The organism is Streptomyces sp. CA-243310, from assembly GCF_050936775.1.
Classification (GTDB): Bacteria; Actinomycetota; Actinomycetes; order Streptomycetales; family Streptomycetaceae; genus Streptomyces.
On sequence record NZ_JBNJMF010000002.1, the window covers coordinates 618066 to 639614 of the forward strand.

At 72.3% G+C, this 21549-nt stretch carries 23 protein-coding genes and 1 pseudogene; 12 read left to right on the forward strand and 12 right to left on the reverse strand.

Annotated elements, in window-relative coordinates; genetic code table 11:
• Nucleotides 1-13 precede the first annotated feature (13 nt).
• Nucleotides 14-508: a heme-degrading domain-containing protein gene (locus ACQEVM_RS20270; RefSeq protein WP_433081014.1), complete on the forward strand. Its 495-nt coding sequence runs from the start codon at nucleotides 14-16 to the stop codon at nucleotides 506-508.
• A gap of 57 nt (nucleotides 509-565) precedes the next feature.
• On the opposite strand, the gene ACQEVM_RS20275 is transcribed toward ACQEVM_RS20270, so the two are convergent.
• The gene (locus ACQEVM_RS20275; protein WP_266973237.1) at nucleotides 566-736 is read right to left on the reverse strand and encodes a hypothetical protein; all 171 of its coding nucleotides are present in this window, start codon (nucleotides 734-736) and stop codon (nucleotides 566-568) included.
• A gap of 188 nt (nucleotides 737-924) precedes the next feature.
• On the opposite strand from ACQEVM_RS20275, the gene ACQEVM_RS20280 reads away from it, so the two are divergent.
• Both ACQEVM_RS20280 and ACQEVM_RS20285 read left to right on the forward strand, forming a co-directional pair.
• Nucleotides 925-1047: a hypothetical protein gene (locus ACQEVM_RS20280; protein ID WP_433081016.1), complete on the forward strand. Its 123-nt coding sequence runs from the start codon at nucleotides 925-927 to the stop codon at nucleotides 1045-1047.
• An 86-nt stretch (nucleotides 1048-1133) separates the two neighbouring features.
• Nucleotides 1134-1817 (forward strand): DUF4230 domain-containing protein, encoded by a 684-nt coding sequence (locus tag ACQEVM_RS20285; protein ID WP_433081018.1) that lies wholly within the window; start codon nucleotides 1134-1136, stop codon nucleotides 1815-1817.
• 67 nt (nucleotides 1818-1884) lie between these two features.
• On the opposite strand, the gene ACQEVM_RS20290 is transcribed toward ACQEVM_RS20285, so the two are convergent.
• Nucleotides 1885-2865, reverse strand: a complete 981-nt coding sequence (locus ACQEVM_RS20290) for a helix-turn-helix domain-containing protein (protein ID WP_433081020.1) — start codon at nucleotides 2863-2865, stop codon at nucleotides 1885-1887.
• 156 nt (nucleotides 2866-3021) lie between these two features.
• Here ACQEVM_RS20290 and ACQEVM_RS20295 point away from each other — a divergent pair, with 156 nt between their 5' ends.
• Complete coding sequence (locus ACQEVM_RS20295; protein WP_433081022.1) at nucleotides 3022-4338, forward strand: MFS transporter; 1317 nt, start codon at nucleotides 3022-3024, stop codon at nucleotides 4336-4338.
• On the opposite strand, the gene ACQEVM_RS20300 is transcribed toward ACQEVM_RS20295, so the two are convergent.
• Both ACQEVM_RS20300 and ACQEVM_RS20305 read right to left on the reverse strand, forming a co-directional pair.
• Nucleotides 4253-5233, reverse strand: coding sequence for a hypothetical protein (locus tag ACQEVM_RS20300; RefSeq protein ID WP_433081024.1), 981 nt, complete (start codon nucleotides 5231-5233; stop codon nucleotides 4253-4255). The genes ACQEVM_RS20295 and ACQEVM_RS20300 overlap by 86 nt on opposite strands.
• A gap of 104 nt (nucleotides 5234-5337) precedes the next feature.
• Nucleotides 5338-6613 (reverse strand): annotated as a pseudogene (locus ACQEVM_RS20305) (M14 family metallopeptidase).
• A gap of 188 nt (nucleotides 6614-6801) precedes the next feature.
• On the opposite strand from ACQEVM_RS20305, the gene ACQEVM_RS20310 reads away from it, so the two are divergent.
• Nucleotides 6802-8085 carry a pyroglutamyl peptidase gene (locus ACQEVM_RS20310; RefSeq protein ID WP_433081026.1) on the forward strand — a complete coding sequence of 428 codons (1284 nt, stop codon included), beginning with the start codon at nucleotides 6802-6804 and terminating at the stop codon, nucleotides 8083-8085.
• Between the two features lie 105 nt (nucleotides 8086-8190).
• Here the strand turns inward: ACQEVM_RS20310 and ACQEVM_RS20315 are convergent, their stop codons facing one another.
• Together ACQEVM_RS20315 and ACQEVM_RS20320 are read right to left on the reverse strand one after the other, a co-directional pair.
• Nucleotides 8191-8562 (reverse strand): SH3 domain-containing protein, encoded by a 372-nt coding sequence (locus ACQEVM_RS20315; protein WP_433081028.1) that lies wholly within the window; start codon nucleotides 8560-8562, stop codon nucleotides 8191-8193.
• Nucleotides 8563-8696: 134 nt separating this feature from the next.
• Complete coding sequence (locus ACQEVM_RS20320; protein ID WP_433081029.1) at nucleotides 8697-9332, reverse strand: TetR family transcriptional regulator; 636 nt, start codon at nucleotides 9330-9332, stop codon at nucleotides 8697-8699.
• 96 nt (nucleotides 9333-9428) lie between these two features.
• Between ACQEVM_RS20320 and ACQEVM_RS20325 the strand changes: the two genes are divergently transcribed.
• Nucleotides 9429-9611: a hypothetical protein gene (locus ACQEVM_RS20325; RefSeq protein ID WP_433081031.1), complete on the forward strand. Its 183-nt coding sequence runs from the start codon at nucleotides 9429-9431 to the stop codon at nucleotides 9609-9611.
• Nucleotides 9608-10033 (forward strand): hypothetical protein, encoded by a 426-nt coding sequence (locus tag ACQEVM_RS20330; protein WP_433081033.1) that lies wholly within the window; start codon nucleotides 9608-9610, stop codon nucleotides 10031-10033. The genes ACQEVM_RS20325 and ACQEVM_RS20330 overlap by 4 nt, the downstream gene beginning before the upstream one ends.
• 69 nt (nucleotides 10034-10102) lie before the next feature.
• Here ACQEVM_RS20330 and ACQEVM_RS20335 read toward each other — a convergent pair whose 3' ends face one another.
• The 3 genes from ACQEVM_RS20335 to ACQEVM_RS20345 all read right to left on the reverse strand — a co-directional run bounded on the left by ACQEVM_RS20335 (nucleotide 10103) and on the right by ACQEVM_RS20345 (nucleotide 11935).
• Nucleotides 10103-11062, reverse strand: a complete 960-nt coding sequence (locus ACQEVM_RS20335) for an aldo/keto reductase (protein ID WP_433081035.1) — start codon at nucleotides 11060-11062, stop codon at nucleotides 10103-10105.
• A gap of 42 nt (nucleotides 11063-11104) precedes the next feature.
• On the reverse strand, nucleotides 11105-11455 hold the full coding sequence (locus tag ACQEVM_RS20340) for a PRC-barrel domain-containing protein (RefSeq protein ID WP_433081037.1): 351 nt from the start codon (nucleotides 11453-11455) through the stop codon (nucleotides 11105-11107).
• Between the two features lie 300 nt (nucleotides 11456-11755).
• The gene (locus tag ACQEVM_RS20345) at nucleotides 11756-11935 is read right to left on the reverse strand and encodes a CsbD family protein (RefSeq protein ID WP_053682364.1); all 180 of its coding nucleotides are present in this window, start codon (nucleotides 11933-11935) and stop codon (nucleotides 11756-11758) included.
• Nucleotides 11936-12138: 203 nt separating this feature from the next.
• Here ACQEVM_RS20345 and ACQEVM_RS20350 point away from each other — a divergent pair, with 203 nt between their 5' ends.
• Entirely contained in the window at nucleotides 12139-12300 is a 162-nt protein-coding gene (locus ACQEVM_RS20350; protein ID WP_433081039.1) for a hydrophobic protein, read from the forward strand.
• Between the two features lie 417 nt (nucleotides 12301-12717).
• On the forward strand, nucleotides 12718-13107 hold the full coding sequence (locus tag ACQEVM_RS20355; protein ID WP_433081041.1) for a hypothetical protein: 390 nt from the start codon (nucleotides 12718-12720) through the stop codon (nucleotides 13105-13107).
• Between the two features lie 64 nt (nucleotides 13108-13171).
• On the opposite strand, the gene ACQEVM_RS20360 is transcribed toward ACQEVM_RS20355, so the two are convergent.
• Nucleotides 13172-13741 carry a hypothetical protein gene (locus ACQEVM_RS20360; RefSeq protein ID WP_433081043.1) on the reverse strand — a complete coding sequence of 190 codons (570 nt, stop codon included), beginning with the start codon at nucleotides 13739-13741 and terminating at the stop codon, nucleotides 13172-13174.
• 259 nt (nucleotides 13742-14000) lie between these two features.
• Here ACQEVM_RS20360 and ACQEVM_RS20365 point away from each other — a divergent pair, with 259 nt between their 5' ends.
• On the forward strand, nucleotides 14001-15323 hold the full coding sequence (locus ACQEVM_RS20365; protein WP_433081045.1) for a cytochrome P450 family protein: 1323 nt from the start codon (nucleotides 14001-14003) through the stop codon (nucleotides 15321-15323).
• A gap of 26 nt (nucleotides 15324-15349) precedes the next feature.
• Nucleotides 15350-16459 carry an amidohydrolase family protein gene (locus ACQEVM_RS20370; protein WP_433081047.1) on the forward strand — a complete coding sequence of 370 codons (1110 nt, stop codon included), beginning with the start codon at nucleotides 15350-15352 and terminating at the stop codon, nucleotides 16457-16459.
• A gap of 118 nt (nucleotides 16460-16577) precedes the next feature.
• On the opposite strand, the gene ACQEVM_RS20375 is transcribed toward ACQEVM_RS20370, so the two are convergent.
• Nucleotides 16578-18143 (reverse strand): MFS transporter, encoded by a 1566-nt coding sequence (locus ACQEVM_RS20375; RefSeq protein ID WP_433081049.1) that lies wholly within the window; start codon nucleotides 18141-18143, stop codon nucleotides 16578-16580.
• 189 nt (nucleotides 18144-18332) lie between these two features.
• Between ACQEVM_RS20375 and ACQEVM_RS20380 the strand changes: the two genes are divergently transcribed.
• The gene (locus ACQEVM_RS20380) at nucleotides 18333-18917 is read left to right on the forward strand and encodes a helix-turn-helix domain-containing protein (RefSeq protein WP_433081051.1); all 585 of its coding nucleotides are present in this window, start codon (nucleotides 18333-18335) and stop codon (nucleotides 18915-18917) included.
• 59 nt (nucleotides 18918-18976) lie between these two features.
• On the opposite strand, the gene ACQEVM_RS20385 is transcribed toward ACQEVM_RS20380, so the two are convergent.
• Entirely contained in the window at nucleotides 18977-21274 is a 2298-nt protein-coding gene (locus tag ACQEVM_RS20385) for a serine hydrolase (protein ID WP_433081053.1), read from the reverse strand.
• Nucleotides 21275-21549: the final 275 nt, after the last annotated feature.

Sequence of the window (21549 nt, forward strand, 5' to 3'; positions counted from 1 at the left end):
CGGAGGTGACGCCGTGAGCGCCCCCGCCCCCGACGTGGCCGAGCTGGAGGCTCAGGAGGCGCGGCTCACCCTGACCCGCTTCACCCACGAGGACGCCTGGGAACTGGGCTCGCTGCTCGTCACCCTCGCCCGCGAGCGGTCGGCTCCCGTCGCCATCGACATCCGACGCGGCGCCCAGCAGCTCTTCCACTGCGCGCTCCCCGGGTCGAGCGCGGACAACGACGCCTGGATCGAGCGCAAGCGTCGTGTCGTCGAACGCTACGGCGCCTCCTCGCTGTTGATCGGAACCCGCTTCCGGGCCCGCGGCAAGGACTTCGACACGGACGGACGCCTGGACCCGGACCTGTACGCCGCGCACGGGGGTTCGTTCCCGATCGCCGTCGAGGGCGCGGGAGTCATCGGCGCGGTAACGGTGTCGGGGCTGCCGCAACTCGACGACCACGCACTCGTGATCGAGGCGTTGGAGCGCTTCCGCGCCCTCCCCGGGGGCGAGCGCGCGGCCCACTGATCGTCGACCCGGCCGAGCCGGGCGGAGCACCCTCGCCGGAGGGCGCTCCGCCCGGTGTCAGTGGGCGCTGCGGCGGTGGCCGCCGCGCTGCGGAGGAATCGTCCGAAGCCGGCGTGCCTGGACGCCGCGTCGGGGCGCGTTCGACCGGACGGGAGCTGCGGGGGCTGCCACGAGAAGAGCGATCAGGGCTCCGACCGCGACGAGAATCACCACGATGGACATCGACATGCTCGTTCCTTTCGTCGGGCGCTGACAACTTGCCACTACCTAGTGTTACCTGAAGCGCGATCATCAAACACGGCGAGTGACATTCGCCGGGGCGTGCGGGTCGCTCCGATCGACTCGCACGACACCCCGCGGGTGACCTGGCGCACATCCGGGCGCGTCGATCCCTCCGGGGCGGGCAGACGCGGGAGATGACATCGAATCAGCTGCTCGCGTTCACCCCCTCCCCCGCCCCCGGGCCCGCCTGGCTGCACCTCCTCGTGATGGCCTTCGCCCTGTTCGTCCTGCTGCGAACCCTGACCAAGCAGCGCTGAACTTCCGCGCCCGAGGCTCTGGTTGAGCCAAGTCGCCGTGCGCACGACACCCGGTGAGACGGTCGTTTCCGGGGCATCCGCAGGGCATGGACAACTCATCGCTCGACTCGGAGCGGCAGGACCGCCCAAGACGCCCGCACCGTCCGGCCCGTTGGGGACGGATCGTCGGCGCACTGGCAGCGTTCGCCCTGCTGTTCGTACTCGTCAGCCGGTTCGACCTGATACCCGGCTTCGGTGATCTCTTCGGCGAGAAGACGCGGGACCGGACCGGCCCCGTGCTCCTCAAGTCGATCCGGGACATGCACCGTTACGAGGGCGCCGCGGGCAACTTCCAGGTCGTGGTGGACCTGGAGAAGGACGCGAAGTTCCTCCCCGACTCGATCCGCGGCACCCGCACCCTGTACGTCGGAGCGGGCACCGTCAGCGGCTACGTGGACCTCGGTCGGCTCGACGAGCGGAGCGTCACGGTGAACGAGGACCGCACGAAGGCCACGCTCCACCTGCCCCATGCCGTCCTGGGTCCGGCTGCCCTGGACCTGGACCGCTCGTACGCCGTGTCCCAGCAACGGGGGCTCCTGGACCGACTCGGGGACCTGTTCTCCGACAACCCGGCCGGAGCGCAGGGCGTACAGCGCCTCGCCGCCCAACACATCACCGAGGCGGCGCGCGACAGCGGACTCGTGGAGCGCACCGAGAAGAACACCAGCGCCATGCTGGAGGGACTTCTGCGCTCCCTGGGATTCACGGAAGTGACGGTCGACTACGCGTGACGCGCGCCGCCCCGCGAGGGAGCGGGGCGGTGGCCTCGCACACCCGGGTCACCTTTCGCCGCGCCGGTCAGCACCCGCCGGCCAACCGGTCACCGAGAGGACTGCGGCGGTACAGGACCTGCCGTCCGTCGCGCGCACGGGTCAGCAGGCCCGTGGCGTGCAGTACGCGCAGGTGTTGGGACACGGCGCTCGGGGTGACCCTGAAGCGACGGGCGATCTCGATCGTGGGCAGTGGCTCGTCCAGGAGGTCGAGCAGTCGGGCCCTGGTCGCACCGAGCAGCGACACCAGGGCCGCCGATCCGGCCGTCGCCGGTTCGGTCCAGAGCGTGGCCACTCCACGACTGGGATAGACCAGCAGCGGCGCCTCCCCGGGGTCGACCGGGGGCGCGGGTTTGTGGGCGAAGACGGACGGCACCAGCAGGAGCCCTCGACCGCGAGCCTCGGCACGGTGACTGTCGATCATCCGGTCGATGTGCAGCACGCCGTTCTCCCACCGCAGGTTCGGGTGCATGCCCGCGAACAACCTGCGGGCGCCGCCCATGGCCAACTGCCGTGCGCGGTAGGTCATGTCGGCCTCCAGGAGGAGCCTCATCCGCGGCCACGCGGGCTCGACGGCGAGTTCCCAGTAGCGCCGCAGGAGGTCGCAGATCGCGTCGCGGAGCCCGTCGACCGTCGCGTCGTCGGCGCCCGCCGCGGCGCGCAGGGCCACGGGGAGCGGGTCCGGCGCGTGGGCGGCGGACAGATCGCGACGCACCCGGTCGGGGGGCGTCGCCCGGACGAGGGCCAACTCCTCCTCGAAGGTCGGGGCGAAGCCCGGCGGTCGCGGCGTCAGGAAGTCGGGAAGAGTGAGCCTGCGCGCGACCAGTGACATCAGCAGGCCGGTGTCGAGCGCCCCGATCCGGCCGAGCACGGATCTGCGCCAGGGCAGGTGCAGGGCGGACAGCCCCGGATCGCGCAGCACCCGCAGGCTGAAGACCGTCTCACCCAGCGGCGAGAGCGCGAAGCGCGTGTCCGCGAGGTCCTCGACACCCAACACGAAGCTGATCATCAAGCCATACGCTACATCCATTGGAGGCCGCCCGAAGATGCCGTGAACTCGGCGCATGACACCCACCGCTGCCGCGCAGCGCACGAAGCTCGACCCCGGCACGACACACGACCCCGGGCGCCGCCGGCGCCCCGCGGGCGGCGCGGTGGACTTCTCGTGAGCCGCCGACTGCTCCTGCTCATGGCCGTGACCTGCGGTGTCGCCGTGGGCAACATCTATTTCCCGCAGGCCGTCGGCCCGCTGATCGCCGCCGGCCTCCACGTGCCGCCCTACGAGGCCTCGTACGTGGTGACGGCCACTCAGGTCGGTTACACCCTGGGGCTGTTCCTGCTCGTCCCGCTCGGCGACCGGCTCCCGCACCGTCGGTTCCTCGTCACGCTGCTCGTCCTCACCGGACTGGGCCTGCTCGCCGCAGGCTGCGCGCCCACCTTGCCGTTCCTCGTCGCCGCCTCCCTCGCCGTCGGGGTCTCGTCCGTGGCCGCCCAGGTCATCGCCCCGCTGGCCGCGGGACTGGTGGCCGACGACAGCCGCGGCGCGGTGATGGGCACCCTCTTGAGCGGATCGATCGGCGGCATGCTGCTGGCCCGCACGTTCAGTGGAACGCTGGGCGAATGGCTGGGCTGGCGGGCCCCCTACCTGGCGGCCTCGGCCGTCGTCCTGTTGCTGGCGTGGGTCCTGGCCCGCACGCTGCCCGTCACCACCCCCTCCTCGCACGGCTCGTACCCGGCGCTGCTCACCGCGTCGCTCCGTCTGCTGCGCACCGAGCCCGAACTGCGTCGCTCGTGCTTCTACCAGGCGACCGTGTTCGCCGGGTTCTCGGCCGTCTGGACCTGTGTGGCGCTGCTCCTGACCGGCCCCCGCTACGGCCTGGGCGCCCAGGCCGTGGGCATGTTGGCGCTCGTCGGTGGGGTGACGATGCTCTGTACCCCGCTTGCCGGACGGCTGGTGGACCGTGAGGGCCCGGATCGGGTGAACCTGGTCTCCCTGATCGGCGTCCTCCTGTCGGCCGCGATCCTCGCCGCGGGTACCGCGGGCGGGGTGGCGGGGCTCGCTGCCCTGACGCTGGGCACGGTGTTGCTCGACGTCGCGATGCAGTCCGGCATGGTCGCCAACCAGTCCCGGGTCTTCGCGGTGCGCCCCGACGCGCGCAGCAGGCTCAACACCGCCTACATGACCTGCGCCTACCTGGGGGGCAGCGCGGGGTCGTGGCTCGGGGTGCGGATCCACGAACGGGCCGGCTGGGGAGGCGTGTGCGTGCTCGTGGCCCTCCTCGCCGCCCTGGCCCTGGCCCGCCACCTGGCCGCCGCGTCCCGTTCGGGCCAGGCGGGACTTCGACGACAGGACCCAGGGGAACGGCAGTCGCCGCGCTGCCCCTCGGCGGGAGGCGTCAGCGGCGCAGGGCGGTACGGAGCGTCAGCCCGTGGTGGCGCCGCAGCCGGCGCAGCTCCCACCAGGACAACGCGGTCACCGTGAGCGGGGCGCCGAGGATGAAGGCCACCCTGGCACCTGCGGGTACCTGGGCGTAGGCCCCGGTGATCACGTCCACGAGGGCCATCTCCCAGACCAGGACGCCGGCGAGGATCGGCGGCAGCACCTCGTGGATGTCGGCGGTACGGAAGACGTGCACCAGCGACAGTCCGATGCCGTAGAGGGCGAAGCCGATCGACCACAGGCACAACACCAGCATGGCGATCTTCCCCGGCAGCCCCAGGGCGTCCCGCACACCGGCCAGTTCCGGGGCCATGGCGAGGGCGGCGGTGCCCATGGACGCCATGATGGCCAGGACCGAGCCGAGCGGACGCAGGGCCCGTCGCAGGTACACGCGGCGCAGCCCGTCGCGCGCGGCTGACACGAAGGCGCCGACCACCACGGGGAAGGTGCACACCAGCACGAGGACGCTGGTCCAGCTCTGGTCGAGGCGTTCGCTCGCGACGCCGTGGATGTCGGCGGCGCTCGCGACGGCGTTGTAGGTGACCATCAGGCCCACCCAGGCGACGAGTCCCAGCCCGGTCCGCCACAACTGGAGCTTGCGGACCTCCCGGTCGTCGACGATCCCGGGGCGTGAGGGACGGAAGGTCCGCCGGGCGGCGTACACGGGGTTGTAGAGCCCGCGCAGGATCTTCCGGGCCCGAGACGGTTCGACGCGCGGCGGCGGCCCCGACGGAAGGGGCGGACCGTACGGATATCCGGGCGGCGGTCCGGGCTGTGCGTACGGATGCCCCGGCGGCGGGCCGGACCGGCCGTACGGGTACCCCTGCGGGGGAACCGGTGGCGCGTAGGGGGGTCCCGGCGGCGGGTGCGCGGCGCCGCCACCCGACGGATCCCCGTACCCACCGCTGCCGTAACCGCCACTGCCGTAACCGCTCATGCCGCGCTCCCCCGATGTGCCGCCCTGCCGAACCCGGGCATCTTAGAGGGTGCCCGCGGCGGGACCGGTCCGACCCTCGGCGGAGGGGCGCGCCGGAGGCGACGTCAGCATCCGAACACCGGTTCCCCCGCCGTGAGGTGGTGTGCGGCCCGGCCATCGAGCAACAGGGGGACGAGGGCGCGCAGGGGCTGGCGCAGGGGAACGAACGCGCCCTTGCCGAAGGTGGTCGCCCGTACGCCGTGCAGGGCCAGCCGATCACGCACCCGCGCGTACCGGGTGGCGGTGAGGCGATATCCGCACGGCGGTTCGGTCAGCGTCTCGGCCGGGGACGCGGGCAGGTTGTCCGCGCCGGCCCAGCGGATCGTCCCCTCGTCCCGGTATCCGGCGACGCGCGCCTTCCCCGTGGCGGCGGCGAGCGGCCGGGCCTCCCGGACCGTGTAACGGAACAAGCCTTGCAGTGCACTGAGTTGGGAGTGGACGCGGCGGCGGTGGTTGCGGGTGGGGTCGGCCTTCTCCGCGGCGCCCGCCGGCTCCAGGCGGCTCTCGACGAGCAGGGTGACGGCGTGTTTGAGGCCGGCGGCGTTGCGCAGGATGTGTTCCTGTCCGTCGCCCGCCGTCTGCCCGATCGGGGCGCCGGTGACGGGGTCGGTCCGGATGCCGTAGGTGCCGGTCGAATACCCGGCGGCGCGGGCCGCGTCGCGCACGTGGGCCTCGGACAGCAGGCGGGACTGGGCGTACACGGCGGGGTCGGTGTTGAGGTTGCGCGGCCAGAGGTCGAGGAGGTCCTTGTCGTACGTGCCGGGGGTCGACCGGTACTCGTGCAGGTCGAACACGACGTCCGGGTGCCGGTCGCGCAGCACGCCCGCGACGGCCCGCGCCTCGGGTGAGGCCAGGGCGACGTGGTCGCGGTTGACGTCGACGCCGTCGGTGTTGGTCCGGGTGCCGGCGGCCCGACCGTCGGGGTTCGCGTTCGGGACGACCAGGACCGTGGCGGTCGCGAGGAGGCGCCGGGTCGCCGGGTCCCGCGCGTACGCGAGATCGCGCACCGTGGTCAGGCAGGCCTCGCGTCCCGCCGGTTCGTCGCCGTGTTGGCCGCACACCAGCAAACACGGTGAGCGGCGCCCTGCCGTCTCCGATGCCGACCATGCGCAGCGGACGGCCTCGCCGGGTGGTGCCGATCCGCAGCGGGGCGGCCCGGTCGGTGCCCCGGTCGACGGCGTCGAGGAAGTCCCGCTCCTCGGCCTCGGTGGTCCAGCGCGCGCCGGCCGACGTCTCGAAGCCGGTGCGGGGCGGGGCTTCGGAGCCCCGGGCCGGGCCGGCCGTCAGGAGCAGGGCCGTCAGCGCCCCGACGAGGCCGAGCCTCCTCGCGAACCGCCTCACGAGGTCGCCGGTCACGATCTCGACTTCGGCGCGGTCTGACACGGCATCTCCCGGTGTGGGCGGGCGGTCCGCCACAGTCTGTCGCTTCGCAGGGGCCGTGACCGCCGGACCGTCCCGTGTCGCGCGGCGGGTCGGTTCCGATCGGTTCCGGCGCGAAGGTGCCTGTCGGGCGCCGGGGAGCCTATGTAATGTCACATCGCATGATGTTCTTACGGCGTACCGCGTCGGCCGCGGCCCTTCTCGCCACCCTGATCCCGTTGACCGTCGCCACGGCCGCCACGGCGGACGAGCGCTCCCCCTGCGGCACCTCGGCCTCCGCGCCACTCGACGCCGAGCAGGCGCGACTGTCCGACCCGCGGAGCACCGCCCTCGTCGAGCGTGGCGGGCTGGGCGACTTCACACGCCGGTTCCCCGCCGCGCTGTGCGCGACGCACGGCCCCGCCGAGGCCGAACGGCTCCTCGACGGCTGGGGCGAGGCCCTGTGGCAGTCGGCCGTGAGCAGGGCCCAGGGGCAGCGGCCCGGCGGTGATCTCGCGACCGGCGACGACCGGCCGTTGTACTGGGCCCGGCTGGCCATGACCGCCGCGCTCGCCCGCTGGGAGCCCGGCTTCGCCGTCGACCGGCGTGCGCTGCGGGCCCGCTTCGAGGACGCCTCCCGGGGGCTCACCGACAACGGGTTCCGGGCGGCGCCCGGCGTACGGCGCGTGTTCATCAGCGGCTTCGACCCGTTCGGGCTGGACGCCGAGATCCGCCGCGCCAACCCGTCCGGATCGGCGGCCCTGCGCCTGAACGGCCTCCGCGTCACCCTCGCCGACGGCAGCCGCGCCGAGATCCGGGCCGTTGTGCTCCCCGTGCGGTACGCCGACTTCGACGCCGGCATGGTGGAACGGGCCTTCGCGCCGCACCTGGTCTCCGGAGCCCAGCGGGCGGACGTCATCACCACCGTCAGCCAGGGCTACCCCGGCATCTTCACCCTGGAGGACTGGGCGGGACGCTCCCGCTCGGCCGACCCGTACCCGGACAACGCCCGCGCCCTCTCCGGAGGCACCCGCGAGCATCCGGTCACCGCTCCCGGCATGGGTCGGGGCGCGGAGTTCATCCGGACCACCCTGCCGGCCGACGCGGTCACGGCCGCCGTGCAGACGCCCTATCCGGTACTGCTGAACCGCGCCGTCACCGAGATTCCCGCCGGTGGCACGGCGCCGGTGGACCGCAGCGACGGCCCGACCGCCGGGTCGCGCGCCGTGGAGGGCGGTGGTGGCGGCTACCTCTCCAACGAAGTGGCCTACCGTTCCAACCGGTTGCGGACCGAACTCGCACCGGGGATGCCGGGCGGACACCTGCACACCCCGGTGCTGACCGGGCTGCCGGCCGACCCCCGGGTCCTGACCGGCCCCGAGTTCGAACACAACGAGAGCGCGATCTCCTCCGAGGTCCGGGCCGTCCTCGAGCATGCCGCCGTCCGACCGTGACGTGCGCGCCGGCCCCGGTTCCTCCCGGTGGCCGGCGCGGCGGCCGTCATCGGTCGCGCCGGTCGGGCGACATCGCGCGACCGGCGCGACCGAAGGGTGGTCCGGTCAGCAGGGCTTGATCGGCTGGAGGTTGTGCACGTAGCGGGCCGCGACCCAGCCGTTGACGCCGTGGACGCGGTACCAGATCGGGTTGCCCTCGACCCACTTGCCGCGCTTCTCGCACACCAGGCCGATGCGCTGGTGGGGAGCGAGCGTCTTCACGACCTTCGAGTAGATGGTGGGCTTGCTCCGCACGTTGACGCCCCACCGCGACACCACGACGCCGTAGGTGTAGACGGGCTTGGGCGCCGCCTCCACCCCCGTCCGGTGGGCCGCGCCCGCTCCGGCACCCGCACCGGCCGCCCAACCCGAGGCCCCCAGGGGCCCGATCAGCAGGCCCGCCGCGAGCACGCACGCCGTCGCCGTCTTCTTCACCATCGCTCACCACTCCCGTCGCCTGTCCAGCCATGGGCGGCCACGCCAGGCACCGCCGAACCGACTATCACCACGGGGTCGGCCTTACGGGTGCTTGACACGCCTGCCCGTCACCCGGTCGGCCCCGCTCCGCGTGCTCAGGCGCGGGTCCCGTCGACCCAGTTCAATCGCCCCCGGTGGATGAGTCGCAACTGACGGCGCGCGGTGTCCGTCACCTCGGCCCATTCGTTGTCCTCCAACGCCGCGGCCAGGTAGGCCGAGGCCGTCATCACCATGTGGTCGACGTACAGACGGGCCAGCATCAGGAGGTCCTCCGGACTCCAGCCCTCGCCGAGCGGATCGGAGGCGAGTCTTTCGGCCACTTCCCGCGCGAAGGCGTCGAGCCGACCGGCGATCGTCTCCCGCACCCCGCGTACCCCGCCGTGCCGTTCCCGGACGATGAATCGCAGGTGTCCGGGGTACGTGCGCACCAGCTCCGCCATGAGGTCGACGGCCTCGTCGAGGCGACGGTCGGCGTCCCCCGAGGTGCCCAGGAGGGAGCGTACGGCGCCGTGGAGGTTCTCCAAGGCCTCGTCCACCAGGGCGATCCCCAGTTCCTCGATGTCCGCGAAGTGTCGGTAGAAGGCGGTCGGTGCCACGCCGGCGGTACGGGCCACCTCCCGCAGGCCCAGGCTGCCCAGGCTCTGTTCCTCCAGGAGCGACAGGGCGGCGTCCAGCAAGGCCCGGCGGGTGCGGTGGCGTTGGGCCTGACGGGCCCCGACGGTCTGACTCATGTCGGAAAGTAAACCCCGATCCCCCGGCAACCGCATGCCATCATTTAGACTGGGTAGTCAGTGAACAACTGTCACCTATTTCTGGGAGGAAGCACGATGCTCTTCCTCGTTGCGGCCCTCATGGTGTTCGGGGTCCTGCTGGGAACCGTGGCCCACGTCCCGGCGCCGGTCACCCTGGTCGGAACGGCCGTGATCGCCGCCTGGCTGCTGATCTTCGCCGTACGTGAACGGACCACGCGCCACCATCGATCCGCGAGCCGTCAGGAGGGTTCCTCATGACATCCCACCGCACGACCCTGGACCGCACCGCCCACGACCACACGGACCTCGACGACACCCGACCCCACGAGGCGGCCACGGCCACCGGTGGCACCGCCGCCCGTGACACGGCACCAGCCTCCACCCACGACACGGCCGGCCGGCCCGACTCCGCCGACCGCGGGGCCGGAACGGGCAGCGCCGGGACCACCCGCGAGGCCGACGGCATGGCCGTCGTCTCGTTCCTCTCCGGCCTGGTGGGTCTGCTCGCGATGAACCTCGTGCTCGGACCGATCGCGATCACCCTCGCCGCCCTCGCCCTGCACCGCGGCACGAGCCGCCCGGGGCGCGCCCGGCTCGGCCTCGTGCTCGGCGTCGCCGACCTCGCGATCCTGGCGTGCCTGATCAGCGTGGACGGCACCTGGTCGTGGAGCGTCGGCTGAGGCCGGCGCCGAGCGGACGGCCGGAATCCGCACCCGGAACGACACCCGTCCGCGAGGAACCCGGCCCGGTCAGGGCAGGGGAACGCCGCGCGCCGTGAGCCACAGTTCGTACCACTCCTCGTGGCCGAGCTCCGGGTCTCGTCGCGCGGCGTCCTCACAGGCCCTGATGCGCTCCGGGCGCCCACTGCCCACCACCGGGACGATCCCGGCCGGATGCCGGCGCAGCCACCACAGCAGAATCGTTTCCGGGGTGGTGCCCTTCTCACCGGCGAGCTTGGCGACCAGGCGCGCCGTCGCATGCTCGCGCTCGGTCTCCTGACGGCCGGTGAACCGGCCCTGCGCCAAGGCCCCCCAGGCCTGCAGGCCAACGCCCCGGGTCAGGCAGTACTCGATCGCCCCCGTGGGGAACCCGCTCTCCGCCGCGCCGGGCGTGTTCACGAGCACGCCGTCCTCCAGCCAGTCCCGACGGTCCAGACTCATCTCCAACTGGTTCGCGACCAGCGGGAATGCGAGGTGGGACTGGAGCAGCGCGATCTGGGCGCCGCCCATGTTGGACACGCCGAACTCCCGGACCAACCCCTGTCGGCGCAGCGAGGTGAGCGCCTCGGCGACCTCTGCCGGGTCCGCCAGCGGATCGGGCCGGTGCAGGAGGAGGACGTCGATGACGTCCGTGCGGAGCCGGGAGAGGCTCTCCTCGACCCGCCGCACGATGGTGGAGCCGCGCAGGTCGTAGATGCCGGGGCGTTCGCCCTCGGCGAGGCGGATCCCGCACTTGGTCTGGAGCGTGATGCGTTCGCGCAGACCGGGGGTGCGGGAGAGGACCTCGCCGAACACCGCTTCGGCCTTGCCGTGCCGGTAGATGTCGGCGTGGTCGAATCCCGTGATGCCGCTGTCGAGGGCCGCCTCGATCGCGGCCTCGGCCGCGTCGATGTCGCCGGGCCCGTACGGCTCCGTGTCCCATCCGCCGCCGAGCGCCATGCATCCGTACAGCAGCCGGTCCCGGTCCGCCTCTTGCGCCTTGATCACCATGGGCCACAGCCTACGGGCGCGGCCGAGGGGGCGGCCCGGGTGTCAGCCGATGAAGCCGCCGTAGTAGCCGCCGATCCGGCTGTAGTAGTCGGTGTCGCCGATGTGCTTCTCGCTCACGAACTCCGGAGCGTCCTTGATCTGCTCCTTCGTGCGGTCGACGTAGATCTTCTCCTGCGCCACGTCGACGTGGATGACGGTGCCGGCGGGCAGCAGGACCTGCCGGCCGAAGATCCACGGGCCGGTGTCCACCACGATGTAGGAGGACCCCGCGTCGTCGGAGTGCTTGCTGACCTTGCCGATGTCCCCGTCGGCCGCCTCGACCTTGAAACCGGTCAGGTCGATGGCCTCCAGCCGGCCCGAAGTCTCGCGGTATCCCCACACGTTCACGTTCACGGGCTGCTCCCTCATCTCCGGATCGACGCGTCCGCCCGGCCCGACCACCGTGCGGCGGGGGCGGCGGACGCCTTCGATCACCGCCTGCCCAGGGCCCCCGTTCTCACACGTGGGCCGATCGCGGCGCCGCCGGAGCACCCGGGAGCCGGGTCACCTGCGGGTGGGCTCACGACGGGGCTCGGGACCGCGACAGGGGCCGGACCCCTCGTAGGGAGGTCCGACCCCTGTGGTGAGCGCGGCGTCGGTCGACGTTTCGGCCCCGGCGCTTTCGGCCGGCGCGTGTTCGGCCGACGCCTTCGGTCAGTGCTTGAAGGTGTCCTTCAGCTTCTCCTTCGCCTCGCGGGCATCGCCCTTGACCTGCTCGGTCCGGCCCTCGGCGGTAAGACGCTCGTTCCCCACCGCACGGCCGGCGATTTCCTTCATCTTGCCCTTGGCCTGCTCGGTCTTGGCCTTTGCCTTCTGCTCACCGGACACGGTCATCACTCCCATGCGGTTGAAAACGCTTACCCCGCGGCACCTGACCAGAAAATCGGACTTCAAACGCCCCGGCTTCGCTTTCACCGGTTCCATTCCCGTCTCGACCAGGCGGGTGTACGGACCGCCCGTCAGGCATAAGAATCGAGTAAGAAGAAAGAACACCGAACACGCGGTCGGGCAGACGGACATTCGGAGGTCGATAAACCATGGTTCCCCTTCTTCTCGTGCTTCTGCTCGTACTGATTCTTTTCGGTGCGGGTTTCGCGCTCAAGATCCTCTGGTGGATCGCGATCATCGTCCTGATCCTCTGGCTGATCGGCTTCGTCGCCCGGCCGAAGGGGAGCAGCGGACGCTGGTACCGCTGGTAGCGCCGCAGGAGCACGCCGTAGGTCACGTGGGCCCATCCCGCATTCCGGGTGGGCCCACGGGCGCGCCCGCACGGTCCGACGCGCGGGCGCCGGCCGAAATCACCTCCCGGCAGGGGCGCCGGTCGCCCGCCGTGCTGCTCGGCCGGCCATCCCCTGGACTGCGCGGCGGCGAGCGGGACGCCTTGACAGCGAGGCGTTGAACACGAGGCGTTGACGGCGGGGCTTCGCCACCGGGCGGAATCGAGTCGCCCCAACCGCTGGGTTTCGCCCCCTCAGCGGTCCGATCGGCCGGCGGTCGAGGGGGTCACAGGGGTGAAGGTGACTCCATCATGACAGGTCAGACGGCTTTTTCGTAGGACTGACGACACAGCCGATCCCCCTTGTTCGGGGGCCTGTTCGGATTTGAGAATCTCCCTCATGAATCCCTCGGCGCACATCAATCACCACGCGGTCCTTCGAGCACGAGTGGCTCTCCTCGGTTCCGGGAAGCCGCCCCTCGCCCAACGGGTCGCCGCCTACCGTGTGCTCGCCCAGGTGAGCCCCCTGGCGTATCTCCCTCTGCTGGCCGTCGCCTTGGGCAAGTACGCCCGGCGGGAATTCGCCGATCGTCCCGACATCGCGGCGGCCCTCCACGCGGAATCGGTCGCCGCCGCGCGCCACATGTGCGCACTGGAGCCCGAGCGCGTGGAACTCCTCGTCCATTCGCTGACGTTGTACAGGGAGCAGCTGATCCACATGGACCGTCAGGAGGAAGTCCGCACGGTGGAGAAGGAATTGACCACCCTGTTCCAAGACGATCAGCGGTAGCGCGGAGAACCGCTCGGCGGCCGGCTGCCGAGCGGTTCGAGCCGACCGGGCCCCGGGGGCGGGGTCAGGTCCGGGGCTTCGGGCGGGTGGTGCCGGGGAGGCAGGTGACCGCGGGGTTGTAGGTCTCGTAGGTGCCCTTGGGGTTCTCCTTCCACAGCCACATGTGCAGGGCGTAGTGGACGGGCTGGCCGGGGAAGTGTCCGCGCAGCGGGCCCGTGAAGGACCGGCCGAAGAGCTTCGGGCGGTCGCCGTCGGTCGTGAGGTCCTGGTCCTTGTCGTAGACCAGCCACTGGACCCCGATGAGGCGCTTGCCGCCGCGGCCGTCGTCCTCGTAGTACAGCGCGGCGGGCTTGGCGGGATCGACGGAGTTGTCGTACGCGTGGTTGAAGTGCGGGTAGCCGAGGGCGCCCGCGCCGGCCGGGTCGGCCACGCAGTACTTGTCGGGGACGTAGCCCGCCTTCACGCCGCCGGCGTGCCGCAGGAAGGGGGCGGTCGCCCGATAGGTGGCGGCTCGGTCGGCGGCGGCCCGGCCGGTGTCCGCGCCGGATGCCGCGGACGCGACGGTGGGACCGGCGACCGCCGTCAGGGCGAGTGTCGCGGTCGTGATGAGGACCAGGGATGTGCTGCGAGCCATGCGCGGACTCCTCGGTGGCGGGCTGGTTGCTCGACGAGCAGCATGATGTCCCGGCCCGCCGGACCCGCCACGCGACCCGACCGCACGGCGACCGGACGACTGACCGCCGAACGGCGCAGCGGCCGGGAGGCGACGGCCGACCCGTTCCACACGTCCGGTGCGGGCCGCCTGACTCGAACGAACCAAGCCCCGTTTTGCGAGCGGTCCTGTCGGGGAACCGCTGATTCCACACAGGCGAGTGTCACGGAGGGTGCGGAGCATGACGCAGGAGAACGCGACAACGGACGGCGGATCCGCCGTGCACGACCTCGTGGCGGCCGTGTCCAAGGGCGCGCCGGAGTACCGCTCGTGTCCCCACCCCGTCTACGCCGGCCTGCGCGAGCGGGATCCGGTGGCCCGGCTGACCCCTCCGCACGGCGTCGCGACCTACCTCATCACCCGCTACGACGACGCCCGGGACGCGCTGTCCGACCCGCGTTTCAGCAAGAACATGCGCGGGGCCATGGACATCTACCACGCCGTGTTCGGTGACTTCTTCGACGCCTTGGACGACAACGTGCTGTTCTCGGACCCGCCCCGGCACACCAGGCTGCGCCGTGTCCTGCGGAGCGCCTTCACCCCCCGGCGGGTGGAGGAGATGCGGGCCGGGATCACCGAGATCGCCGAGCGGCTCCTCACCGAGTGCCGCAAGAGCAACACGGTCGATCTGATGTCGACGTTCGCGTTCCCCCTCCCGATCTCGGTCCTGTGCGAGCTCATGACGATTCCGGAGGCCGATCGCCCCGAGATCCTGGAGCAGTTCGCGGTGGTCACGCGCTCCCGGTTCAACCCCGCGGCCAAGGCCGAGTTGAAGGCCGCCGAGGTGTGGTTGCAGGATCGACTGCGGCGGCTGATCGCGCACCAGCGGGCGAACCCGTCGGACTGCTTCCTCGGGGACATCATCAGGGCGGAGGAGGCCCTGGACGACGCGGAGCTGGTGTCGTCGCTGTGGGTCCTGTTCTTCGCCGGGCACAAGACCACCGCCTACCAGATCGGGAACTCCGTACTCGATCTCCTGCTCCACCCCGATCAGCTGGCGACGCTGCGCACCGACCCCACCCTGATCCCCCGGGCGGTCGAGGAGATCGTGCGCTTCGAGGGTTCGGTGGAGACGTCCACGTTCCGCTACGCGACGGAGGACGCGGAGATCAGGGGCACGGTGATCCCCAAGGGGTCCCTCGTCCAGATCGCCATCTCGTCGGCGAACCGGGACCCGGAGAAGTTCGACCGCCCCGACGACCTCGACGTCACGCGCGAGGGACTCCAGGGCACGCACCTCGGCTTCGGACACGGAACGCACTACTGCCTGGGCGCGCCACTGGCACGACTCGAACTCGAGATCGCGCTCTCCTGCCTGCTGCGGGAGTTCCCCGAGATGGAGATCGCACCGGACGAGGAGCCCTCGGGGGCGTGGCTCAAGGGGCCGATGGCGGCGTTCCGCGGGCTGGAGCGACTGCGGCTCGTCCTGGAGCCCTCGCGCCCGGTCGAGACGCTCGCGCCGACGCGCCCGTCGGCCACGACCTCTGTTTCCGCCCACAGGTGACCCGATCCGAGGGACGGTGATTTGGCATGCAGAACCCCACGAACACCACCTCCGGCCTGCGCCTGGTGCGCACGCCCGTCGAGGGGCTCCTGCTCCCGCCGGCGGTCACGGGTGACCTCGTCGGTGACCTCTCCCGGGTCGCCGCGGACGATTCCTCGCCGGTACGCGGCTCGGGGCACGGAACCCGGCCGAAGATCGACATGCACCATCACTACTGCGCCCCGGAATGGCGCGAGTGGGCCGAGCGCCACGAGCTGATCGATCCGAGGCAGTTGCCGCGTTGGGCGGGGCTCGGCATTGAGGCGGCCGTCCGTTTCATGGACGACGCGGGCATCACGACGGCGGTGCTCAAGCCGATGCTGCCGGCCCGCTACCGGTCGTCGGCGCAGCTCCGTGAGGCGATCACCATCACGCTGCGCTCGATGGTCGAGGTGAGCGCCTCCCATCCGGGCCGCTTCCTGCACTACGTGCCGCTCTTCCTGGACGACCTCGACTCGTCGTCCTGGGCCATCCGCCGCGGACTCGGGCAGCTCGGCGCCGTGGGTGTGAACGTGACGGCGAACCACGGCGGTGTCTACCTCGGAGACCCCTCCTACGACCGGGTGTTCGCCGAGCTGAACGAGGCCTCCGCCGTGGTGGACACCCACCCGCACCACCTCCCCGGTGGTCCCCCCGGCGCGCCGACGGTCCCCGGCATCCCGAACTTCCTCTGCGACTTCCTGTTGGACACCACACGGGCCGCCGTGAACATGATCAGCAGGCGGACGCTGGACCGGTTCCCGGACCTCTCGGTGATCCTGCCGCACGCCGGTGGCTTCCTCCCGTACATCGCACCGCGCCTGGAGGCTCTCGGACGGTTCTGCGACCCGCCCATCGAACCCGCCGCGGTCCGCGACCACCTCCGACGCTTCTACTACGACACGGCGGGCCCCATGGCGCCGGCCACGACCCTCCTCGCCCATGCGCCCGCCGACCACATCCTGTTCGGCACCGACTGGCCCGCCGCGCCCCCCGACACGGTGCTGGACCTGGCGCTGCCCGCGCTCGACGCGGACCCGGCCCTCACGCCCGAACAGGTCCGGGGGATCCACCACGACAACGCGCTCCGGCTGATCCCGCAGTTGGCCACGGCCTGACGGCGGCGCCGCGCCCGCTTCCCGGCCCGACGCCTGCCGCGTTCCCGCACCGCCGCCCGCGCCCGCTCGTGGGCGGCGGTTGCCGGATCGGGCCGAAGACGTACCGACGGGCATGCGGTCAGCGCCCGCTCCTGCCGGGGTCGGTGGCCGTGCCGGCCGGCGGCGTCCCCGCCGCGACGGGCGTGGTGTCCGTACCGCCGGAGACGGGGTCCGTACCGCCGGTGGCCCGCGACGCGTACACCCGCGCGAGGAGACCACCGCCCACCACCAGGGCGAGTGCGCAGAGGATCAGGGCGGCCCCGACCGCGAAGGTGAACCGCACACCCGTCGCCACGGCCTGCGGGCTCGCCGTCGTGACGTCGTCCGAGGCGGAGGCGAACGTGAACACCGCTCCCATCACCGACGCACCGGTGACGAGTCCGAGATTGCGCGAGAGGTTCACCAGGGCGGAGGTGACGCCCCGACGCTCCGGGGCGGTCTCCGCCATGACGGCGGTGTTGTTGGCCGTCTGGAACACCGCGTATCCGGCGGTGACGACCACGAGCGGGACGACGTAGCCCACGACCCCCGACGTCACCCGTGTCATCGACAGGGCGACGGCGCCGGCGGCCATCGCGAGGAGTCCCGCGCAGGTCGTGCGGCGCGCTCCGAAGCGGTCCACCAGCCGACCGGCCGGTACACCGGTCAGCGCGGCGACCACCGGCCCGACGGCCAGGACCAGTCCGACGAGGGCGTCGTCGAGCCCGAGCCCGCGCGAGAGGTGGAACGGCCCGACCACGAGCGTCGCCATGATCACGGTGGAGACGAGCGTGCCGGCGGCGAGGCCCGCGCTCAGGACCGGGTCACGAAACGCGGCCAACCCGACCAGCGGGGACGCGACGCGCCGCTCGACCCGCACGAAGAGGACGACCCCGAGCACGGCGACCGCCAACAGGACCCCGTTCGTCGCACCGAAGCCGCCGTGTCCCAGGGTCATGGCGAGGGCGTAGGCCCCGAGCGTCAGGGCCAGCAGCGCCATGCCCGCGCGATCGAAGCGGGGCCGCGCGCCGGCGGGCTCGCTCGTCTGCCGGTCGACCGGGAGGTGACGGCGGGCGAGGAGCAGGGTCAGGATGCCCAACGGCGCGTTCACGAGGAACAGCGACCGCCACCCGAGACCGGAGATCAGCACGCCGCCGAGCGAGGGACCCAGGGCGGTACCGATCGCGGACAGGGTCCCGAGCATTCCCATGGCCCTGCCGATCCGCGCGCTGGGAACCGTCTCGGCAACGAACGCCATGGTGAGGGCCATCATGACGGCCGCCCCGAGACCCTGTACCGCCCGGGCGGCGATCAGCAGCCAGAGGTGGGGCGCGCCGGCGCACAGGAGCGAGGCCGCCGTGAACACCGCGATCCCCGCGAGCAGCAGCCGACGGCGGCCCACGAGGTCGCCGAGCCGTCCGGCGCCGACGATCAGGGCGGTGACGGCCAGGAGGTAGGCGAGGACCACCCACTGGACCTGCTGGAAGGAGGCCGTGAACACGTGCGCCAGCGTGGGCAGGGCGACATTGGCGCTGCCGGCGCCGAGCGAGGAGAGCACCATGGCCAGTGAGAGCGCGGCGAGCGCTCCTCCCGGCGAGGTGGTCCCCCCGGCGTTCCCGGCGCCACCGGCGCCGATCTTCCCGCGTCCCTCGTCGATCGGTCTCAACACGAACTCCGTTCTCTCACGGCCTCCTGCGGCCCGGCCGCCGGGTGACGGCGGGTGGGGCGGGAAGGCGGCGTGGCCGGCGGCCCGGGCCGGTGCTCGGCCTCGGTGCGCTGCCGGGGAGAGTGCACCGGCCCTCGTGAGTCGACAATCTTTGTTGCCGGTTCCGGGACAACCGTATGGAATGCGTCCATGGACAGACCACAGCCCTACCGAGCGGTCCTCGACGAGGTCGGCCCCCGACTCAGGCGGGTGCGCGCCGCGCGCGGACTCACCCTCGCGGCTGTCTCCGAGGCGACCGGCATCTCCAAGAGCACCCTGTCCCGGCTGGAGTCCGGGCAGCGCCGCCCCAGCCTGGAACTGCTGCTGCCGCTCGCCGGCACGTACCACGTACCCCTGGACGACCTGGTGGGAGCGCCCGAAGTGGGCGATCCCCGGGTGCGGTTGACGTCCCACGCCCTGCCGAACGGTGGGGTGTACGTGCCGCTGTCGCGCACCCCGGGCCCCATCCAGGCCTACAAGATGATCATCACCGATCGGGGTGCCGAGCCCTCCCCGCGCACCCACGAGGGTTACGAGTGGCTGTACGTGCTGAACGGCCGGTTGCGACTGGTCCTCGGCGAACACGACCTGGTCCTCGGCTCCGGCGAGGTGGCGGAGTTCGACACCCGCGTCCCCCACTGGTTCAGCAGCGCGGACGGACGGCCCGTCGAAGTCCTCAGCCTCTTCGGACGGCAGGGAGAACGCATGCACGTACGCGCGAAGCCCCAGGCCTGACGCGCCGGCCCGGCACACGGAGTCCCCGCCGGGCAGCCCGGCGGGGACGCGCGGGCCCGTCAGCCGAGGCGGGTCAGCCTGTTCCCGAACGAGGGCTCGGCCAGGGCGACGCCCACCGCCACCGGTACGGTCTTCGCGCCGTCGCCGTCACCGACCGTCAGCACCCCGACCTCGGCGCCGGCCTTCGCGGTGTGGGGCAGCGCGGAGGCACCGCCGCCGAGCGTGAGGCGCAACCGCTGCCCCGGAACTCCGATCGCGTTCACGTCCTTCGTGGCCACGAGCGGCGTACGACCGCCCAGCCCGTCGTCGACGTGACCGACCACCTGTCCCTTGTGGATGACCGGAGTCGAGGCGAGCGCCTTGCGGACGGCGTCGATCACCTTCCTGCTGTTCTCCTTCACCAGCTTCAGGCTCTCGCCGCCGTTCTCGTCGGGGCCGTCCGCGTGCTGGTCCATCATCGTGCCGAGGATCAGGGGCGTCTCCTCGCCCACCGACTTGAACGAGGCCCACAGCAGCGTGCCGCCGGCGGCCGAACTCGATCCGGTCTTGATGCCCTTGACGCTGAGGTCCGCCGCCGTGAGCAGGCTGTCGTTGTTGTTGTAGATCGGCTTCGGCAGCCCCGGGATGGTGGCGTTGGGCAGCTTGACGATCGCGCGGAAGGAGTCGTTCTTCATCACCGCCTCGGCCAGCTTCAGTTGGTCGACGGCGGTGCTGACCGTGGCCTTGTCCAGGCCGCTGGGATCGGTGTAGACGGTGTCCTTCATGCCGAGTTCGGCGGCGGCGGCGTTCATCTTCGCGACGAAGGCGTCCTGCGAGTCCGTGCCGGAGTCCCAACGCGCCAGCAGACGGGCGACGTTGTTGCCCGAGGGGATCATCAGCATCTTGAGCATGTCCTGCTGGCTGTACGTGGCCCCCGCCTTGAGTCCCTCGATGCGGGACTCGTCCTCGGAGGTCCCGTCCGCCACCGCCGCCTCGTCGACCGTGATGTCGGGGCCCTTGTCGGTGGGCTTGGCCAACGGGTGGTCCTTGAGGATCACGTAGGCCGTCATGACTTTGGCGACGCTCGCGGTCGGGACCGGCCGCTGCTCACCGAACACGGCGATGTCACCGGAACCGGGGACCCGGATGGCGCCCTGGCCCTCGGCGGGCCAGGGAAGGGCGAGCTGTCCGTCGACGGTGTGGAAGGAATCCGCGGCGACGAGCTTCGGTTCGGGCAGGGGGCGCACGAGCTGGGCCCCGGCGAAGCAACCGGCGAGGGCCAGCACGATCGGCGTCCAGATCTTGACGCGGCGCAACGCGGTCCGGCGGGGGGTCTCCGCCGGCGGCGGGGTGTTCGTGAGCTGGGCCAACATGTCGAGCGGGGGCCGCGGAGGCTGCGGGACCTCCCGGGTGCGCTCCGGGGCGAGGGCGGCCGGGGCGGGAGCCGTGGGCGCGGCGGCCGTGGGGGCGGCAGCGGGCACGCGGGCCGGGGTCGACGTCGGGTCCGGCCTCCGGGTGGGGGTCGGGGTCCGGGTGGGGGTCGGGGTCCGGGGCGGGGCCTCCAGCGCCTTCAGGGCGACGAACTCGCTGGTCTGCTCGCTGTCGGCCGCGTTCTCCCGCGCCCACGACGGCACGCGTACCGGCGCGGGTGCGACCGATCCGCCCCTCGTTCCCTTCTCGGGCCCCGCCTTCGGTCCCGCGTCCGGGCCCGGTGCGGCTCCCCCGGCGGTCCCGTCCCCGGAAGGGCCTGGGCCGGCCTTCGGGGCTCGCGGGGTCGGCTCGGTCCGCGGAGCGGCCGGAGCGGCCTTCGGCTCCCGCTCCGGCCCGGCGGGCTCTCCCGGGCCGGGGGGCTCTCCCGGGCCGGGGGTCGCCTTCCCGGAGTCGGTGGTCCGCTCGGGCTCCGGCGTCTCCGCGGCTTCCGGGGCCCGGTCGGGAACGACCGCCTCCTCGGAGCCGTCCGTAGCCTCGGAGCCGGCCGCCTGCTCGGGAACGACCGCGTCCGCGGCGCCGGCCGCCTGGTCGGGCTCCGCCGCCTCCTTCGACGCCTCCGACGCTTCAGGCCCGGCCGTCACCTCGGGCTCGGCCGTCACCTCGGGTTCCTGCCGGCCGTCGTCCGTCGCCGTGCCCCGTCGGGCAGTCTCGGGCGCGTCGGCACCCTCGGCCTCCTCGGGGTTCTCTTCGGTCGAGCCGGCCGCCGCGGGCCCGGCCCCTCTCGTTTCGGCCTTGTCGCCGCCGTCCACCCGCGCGGGCCGGGCGGTGGTCGCCCGCCCCGCGTCCGTTTCCGAGGTCCCCGGGTGCGCCGCGGTCTCCGTAGTGCCCGAAGTCTTCGGAGTCTCCGCAGGGTCCGAGGAACCGTCCGCCACCGTTACCGCCTTCATCCCAGCCCCGCCTTGACATTCGCCTCCGGCGGCCGCTCCATCGCCCACGCGATGACGGTGGTCCGCCGGCTCTCGCCGATACCGTTCACCGGCGGGTCCCACGGAACCCGCCGGACGTCTAGATGCGCGACGGGCCCGGGGCGTTCCCCCTCCCCCGTCCTGTGACCATTCGGTCATACTCCGACGTCAGAGCGGGTGCGGATGGTGCCCCTGCGGACAGGTGTACGAGGTTGCGGCGAGGGCGGCCGTACGGTTCTCCGAGTGACCGGTCTCAC

Coding starts and splice junctions, on each gene's coding strand:
- ACQEVM_RS20275 (WP_266973237.1), bottom strand. CDS start 736: ATGTCGATGTCCATCGTGGTGATTCTCGTCGCGGTCGGAGCCCTGATC.
- ACQEVM_RS20280 (WP_433081016.1), top strand. CDS start 925: ATGACATCGAATCAGCTGCTCGCGTTCACCCCCTCCCCCGCCCCCGGG.
- ACQEVM_RS20285 (WP_433081018.1), top strand. CDS start 1,134: ATGGACAACTCATCGCTCGACTCGGAGCGGCAGGACCGCCCAAGACGC.
- ACQEVM_RS20290 (WP_433081020.1), bottom strand. CDS start 2,865: ATGATCAGCTTCGTGTTGGGTGTCGAGGACCTCGCGGACACGCGCTTC.
- ACQEVM_RS20300 (WP_433081024.1), bottom strand. CDS start 5,233: ATGAGCGGTTACGGCAGTGGCGGTTACGGCAGCGGTGGGTACGGGGAT.
- ACQEVM_RS20310 (WP_433081026.1), top strand. CDS start 6,802: ATGTCACATCGCATGATGTTCTTACGGCGTACCGCGTCGGCCGCGGCC.
- ACQEVM_RS20315 (WP_433081028.1), bottom strand. CDS start 8,562: ATGGTGAAGAAGACGGCGACGGCGTGCGTGCTCGCGGCGGGCCTGCTG.
- ACQEVM_RS20320 (WP_433081029.1), bottom strand. CDS start 9,332: ATGAGTCAGACCGTCGGGGCCCGTCAGGCCCAACGCCACCGCACCCGC.
- ACQEVM_RS20325 (WP_433081031.1), top strand. CDS start 9,429: ATGCTCTTCCTCGTTGCGGCCCTCATGGTGTTCGGGGTCCTGCTGGGA.
- ACQEVM_RS20330 (WP_433081033.1), top strand. CDS start 9,608: ATGACATCCCACCGCACGACCCTGGACCGCACCGCCCACGACCACACG.
- ACQEVM_RS20335 (WP_433081035.1), bottom strand. CDS start 11,062: ATGGTGATCAAGGCGCAAGAGGCGGACCGGGACCGGCTGCTGTACGGA.
- ACQEVM_RS20345 (WP_053682364.1), bottom strand. CDS start 11,935: ATGACCGTGTCCGGTGAGCAGAAGGCAAAGGCCAAGACCGAGCAGGCC.
- ACQEVM_RS20350 (WP_433081039.1), top strand. CDS start 12,139: ATGGTTCCCCTTCTTCTCGTGCTTCTGCTCGTACTGATTCTTTTCGGT.
- ACQEVM_RS20355 (WP_433081041.1), top strand. CDS start 12,718: ATGAATCCCTCGGCGCACATCAATCACCACGCGGTCCTTCGAGCACGA.
- ACQEVM_RS20360 (WP_433081043.1), bottom strand. CDS start 13,741: ATGGCTCGCAGCACATCCCTGGTCCTCATCACGACCGCGACACTCGCC.
- ACQEVM_RS20365 (WP_433081045.1), top strand. CDS start 14,001: ATGACGCAGGAGAACGCGACAACGGACGGCGGATCCGCCGTGCACGAC.
- ACQEVM_RS20370 (WP_433081047.1), top strand. CDS start 15,350: ATGCAGAACCCCACGAACACCACCTCCGGCCTGCGCCTGGTGCGCACG.
- ACQEVM_RS20380 (WP_433081051.1), top strand. CDS start 18,333: ATGGACAGACCACAGCCCTACCGAGCGGTCCTCGACGAGGTCGGCCCC.
- ACQEVM_RS20385 (WP_433081053.1), bottom strand. CDS start 21,274: ATGAAGGCGGTAACGGTGGCGGACGGTTCCTCGGACCCTGCGGAGACT.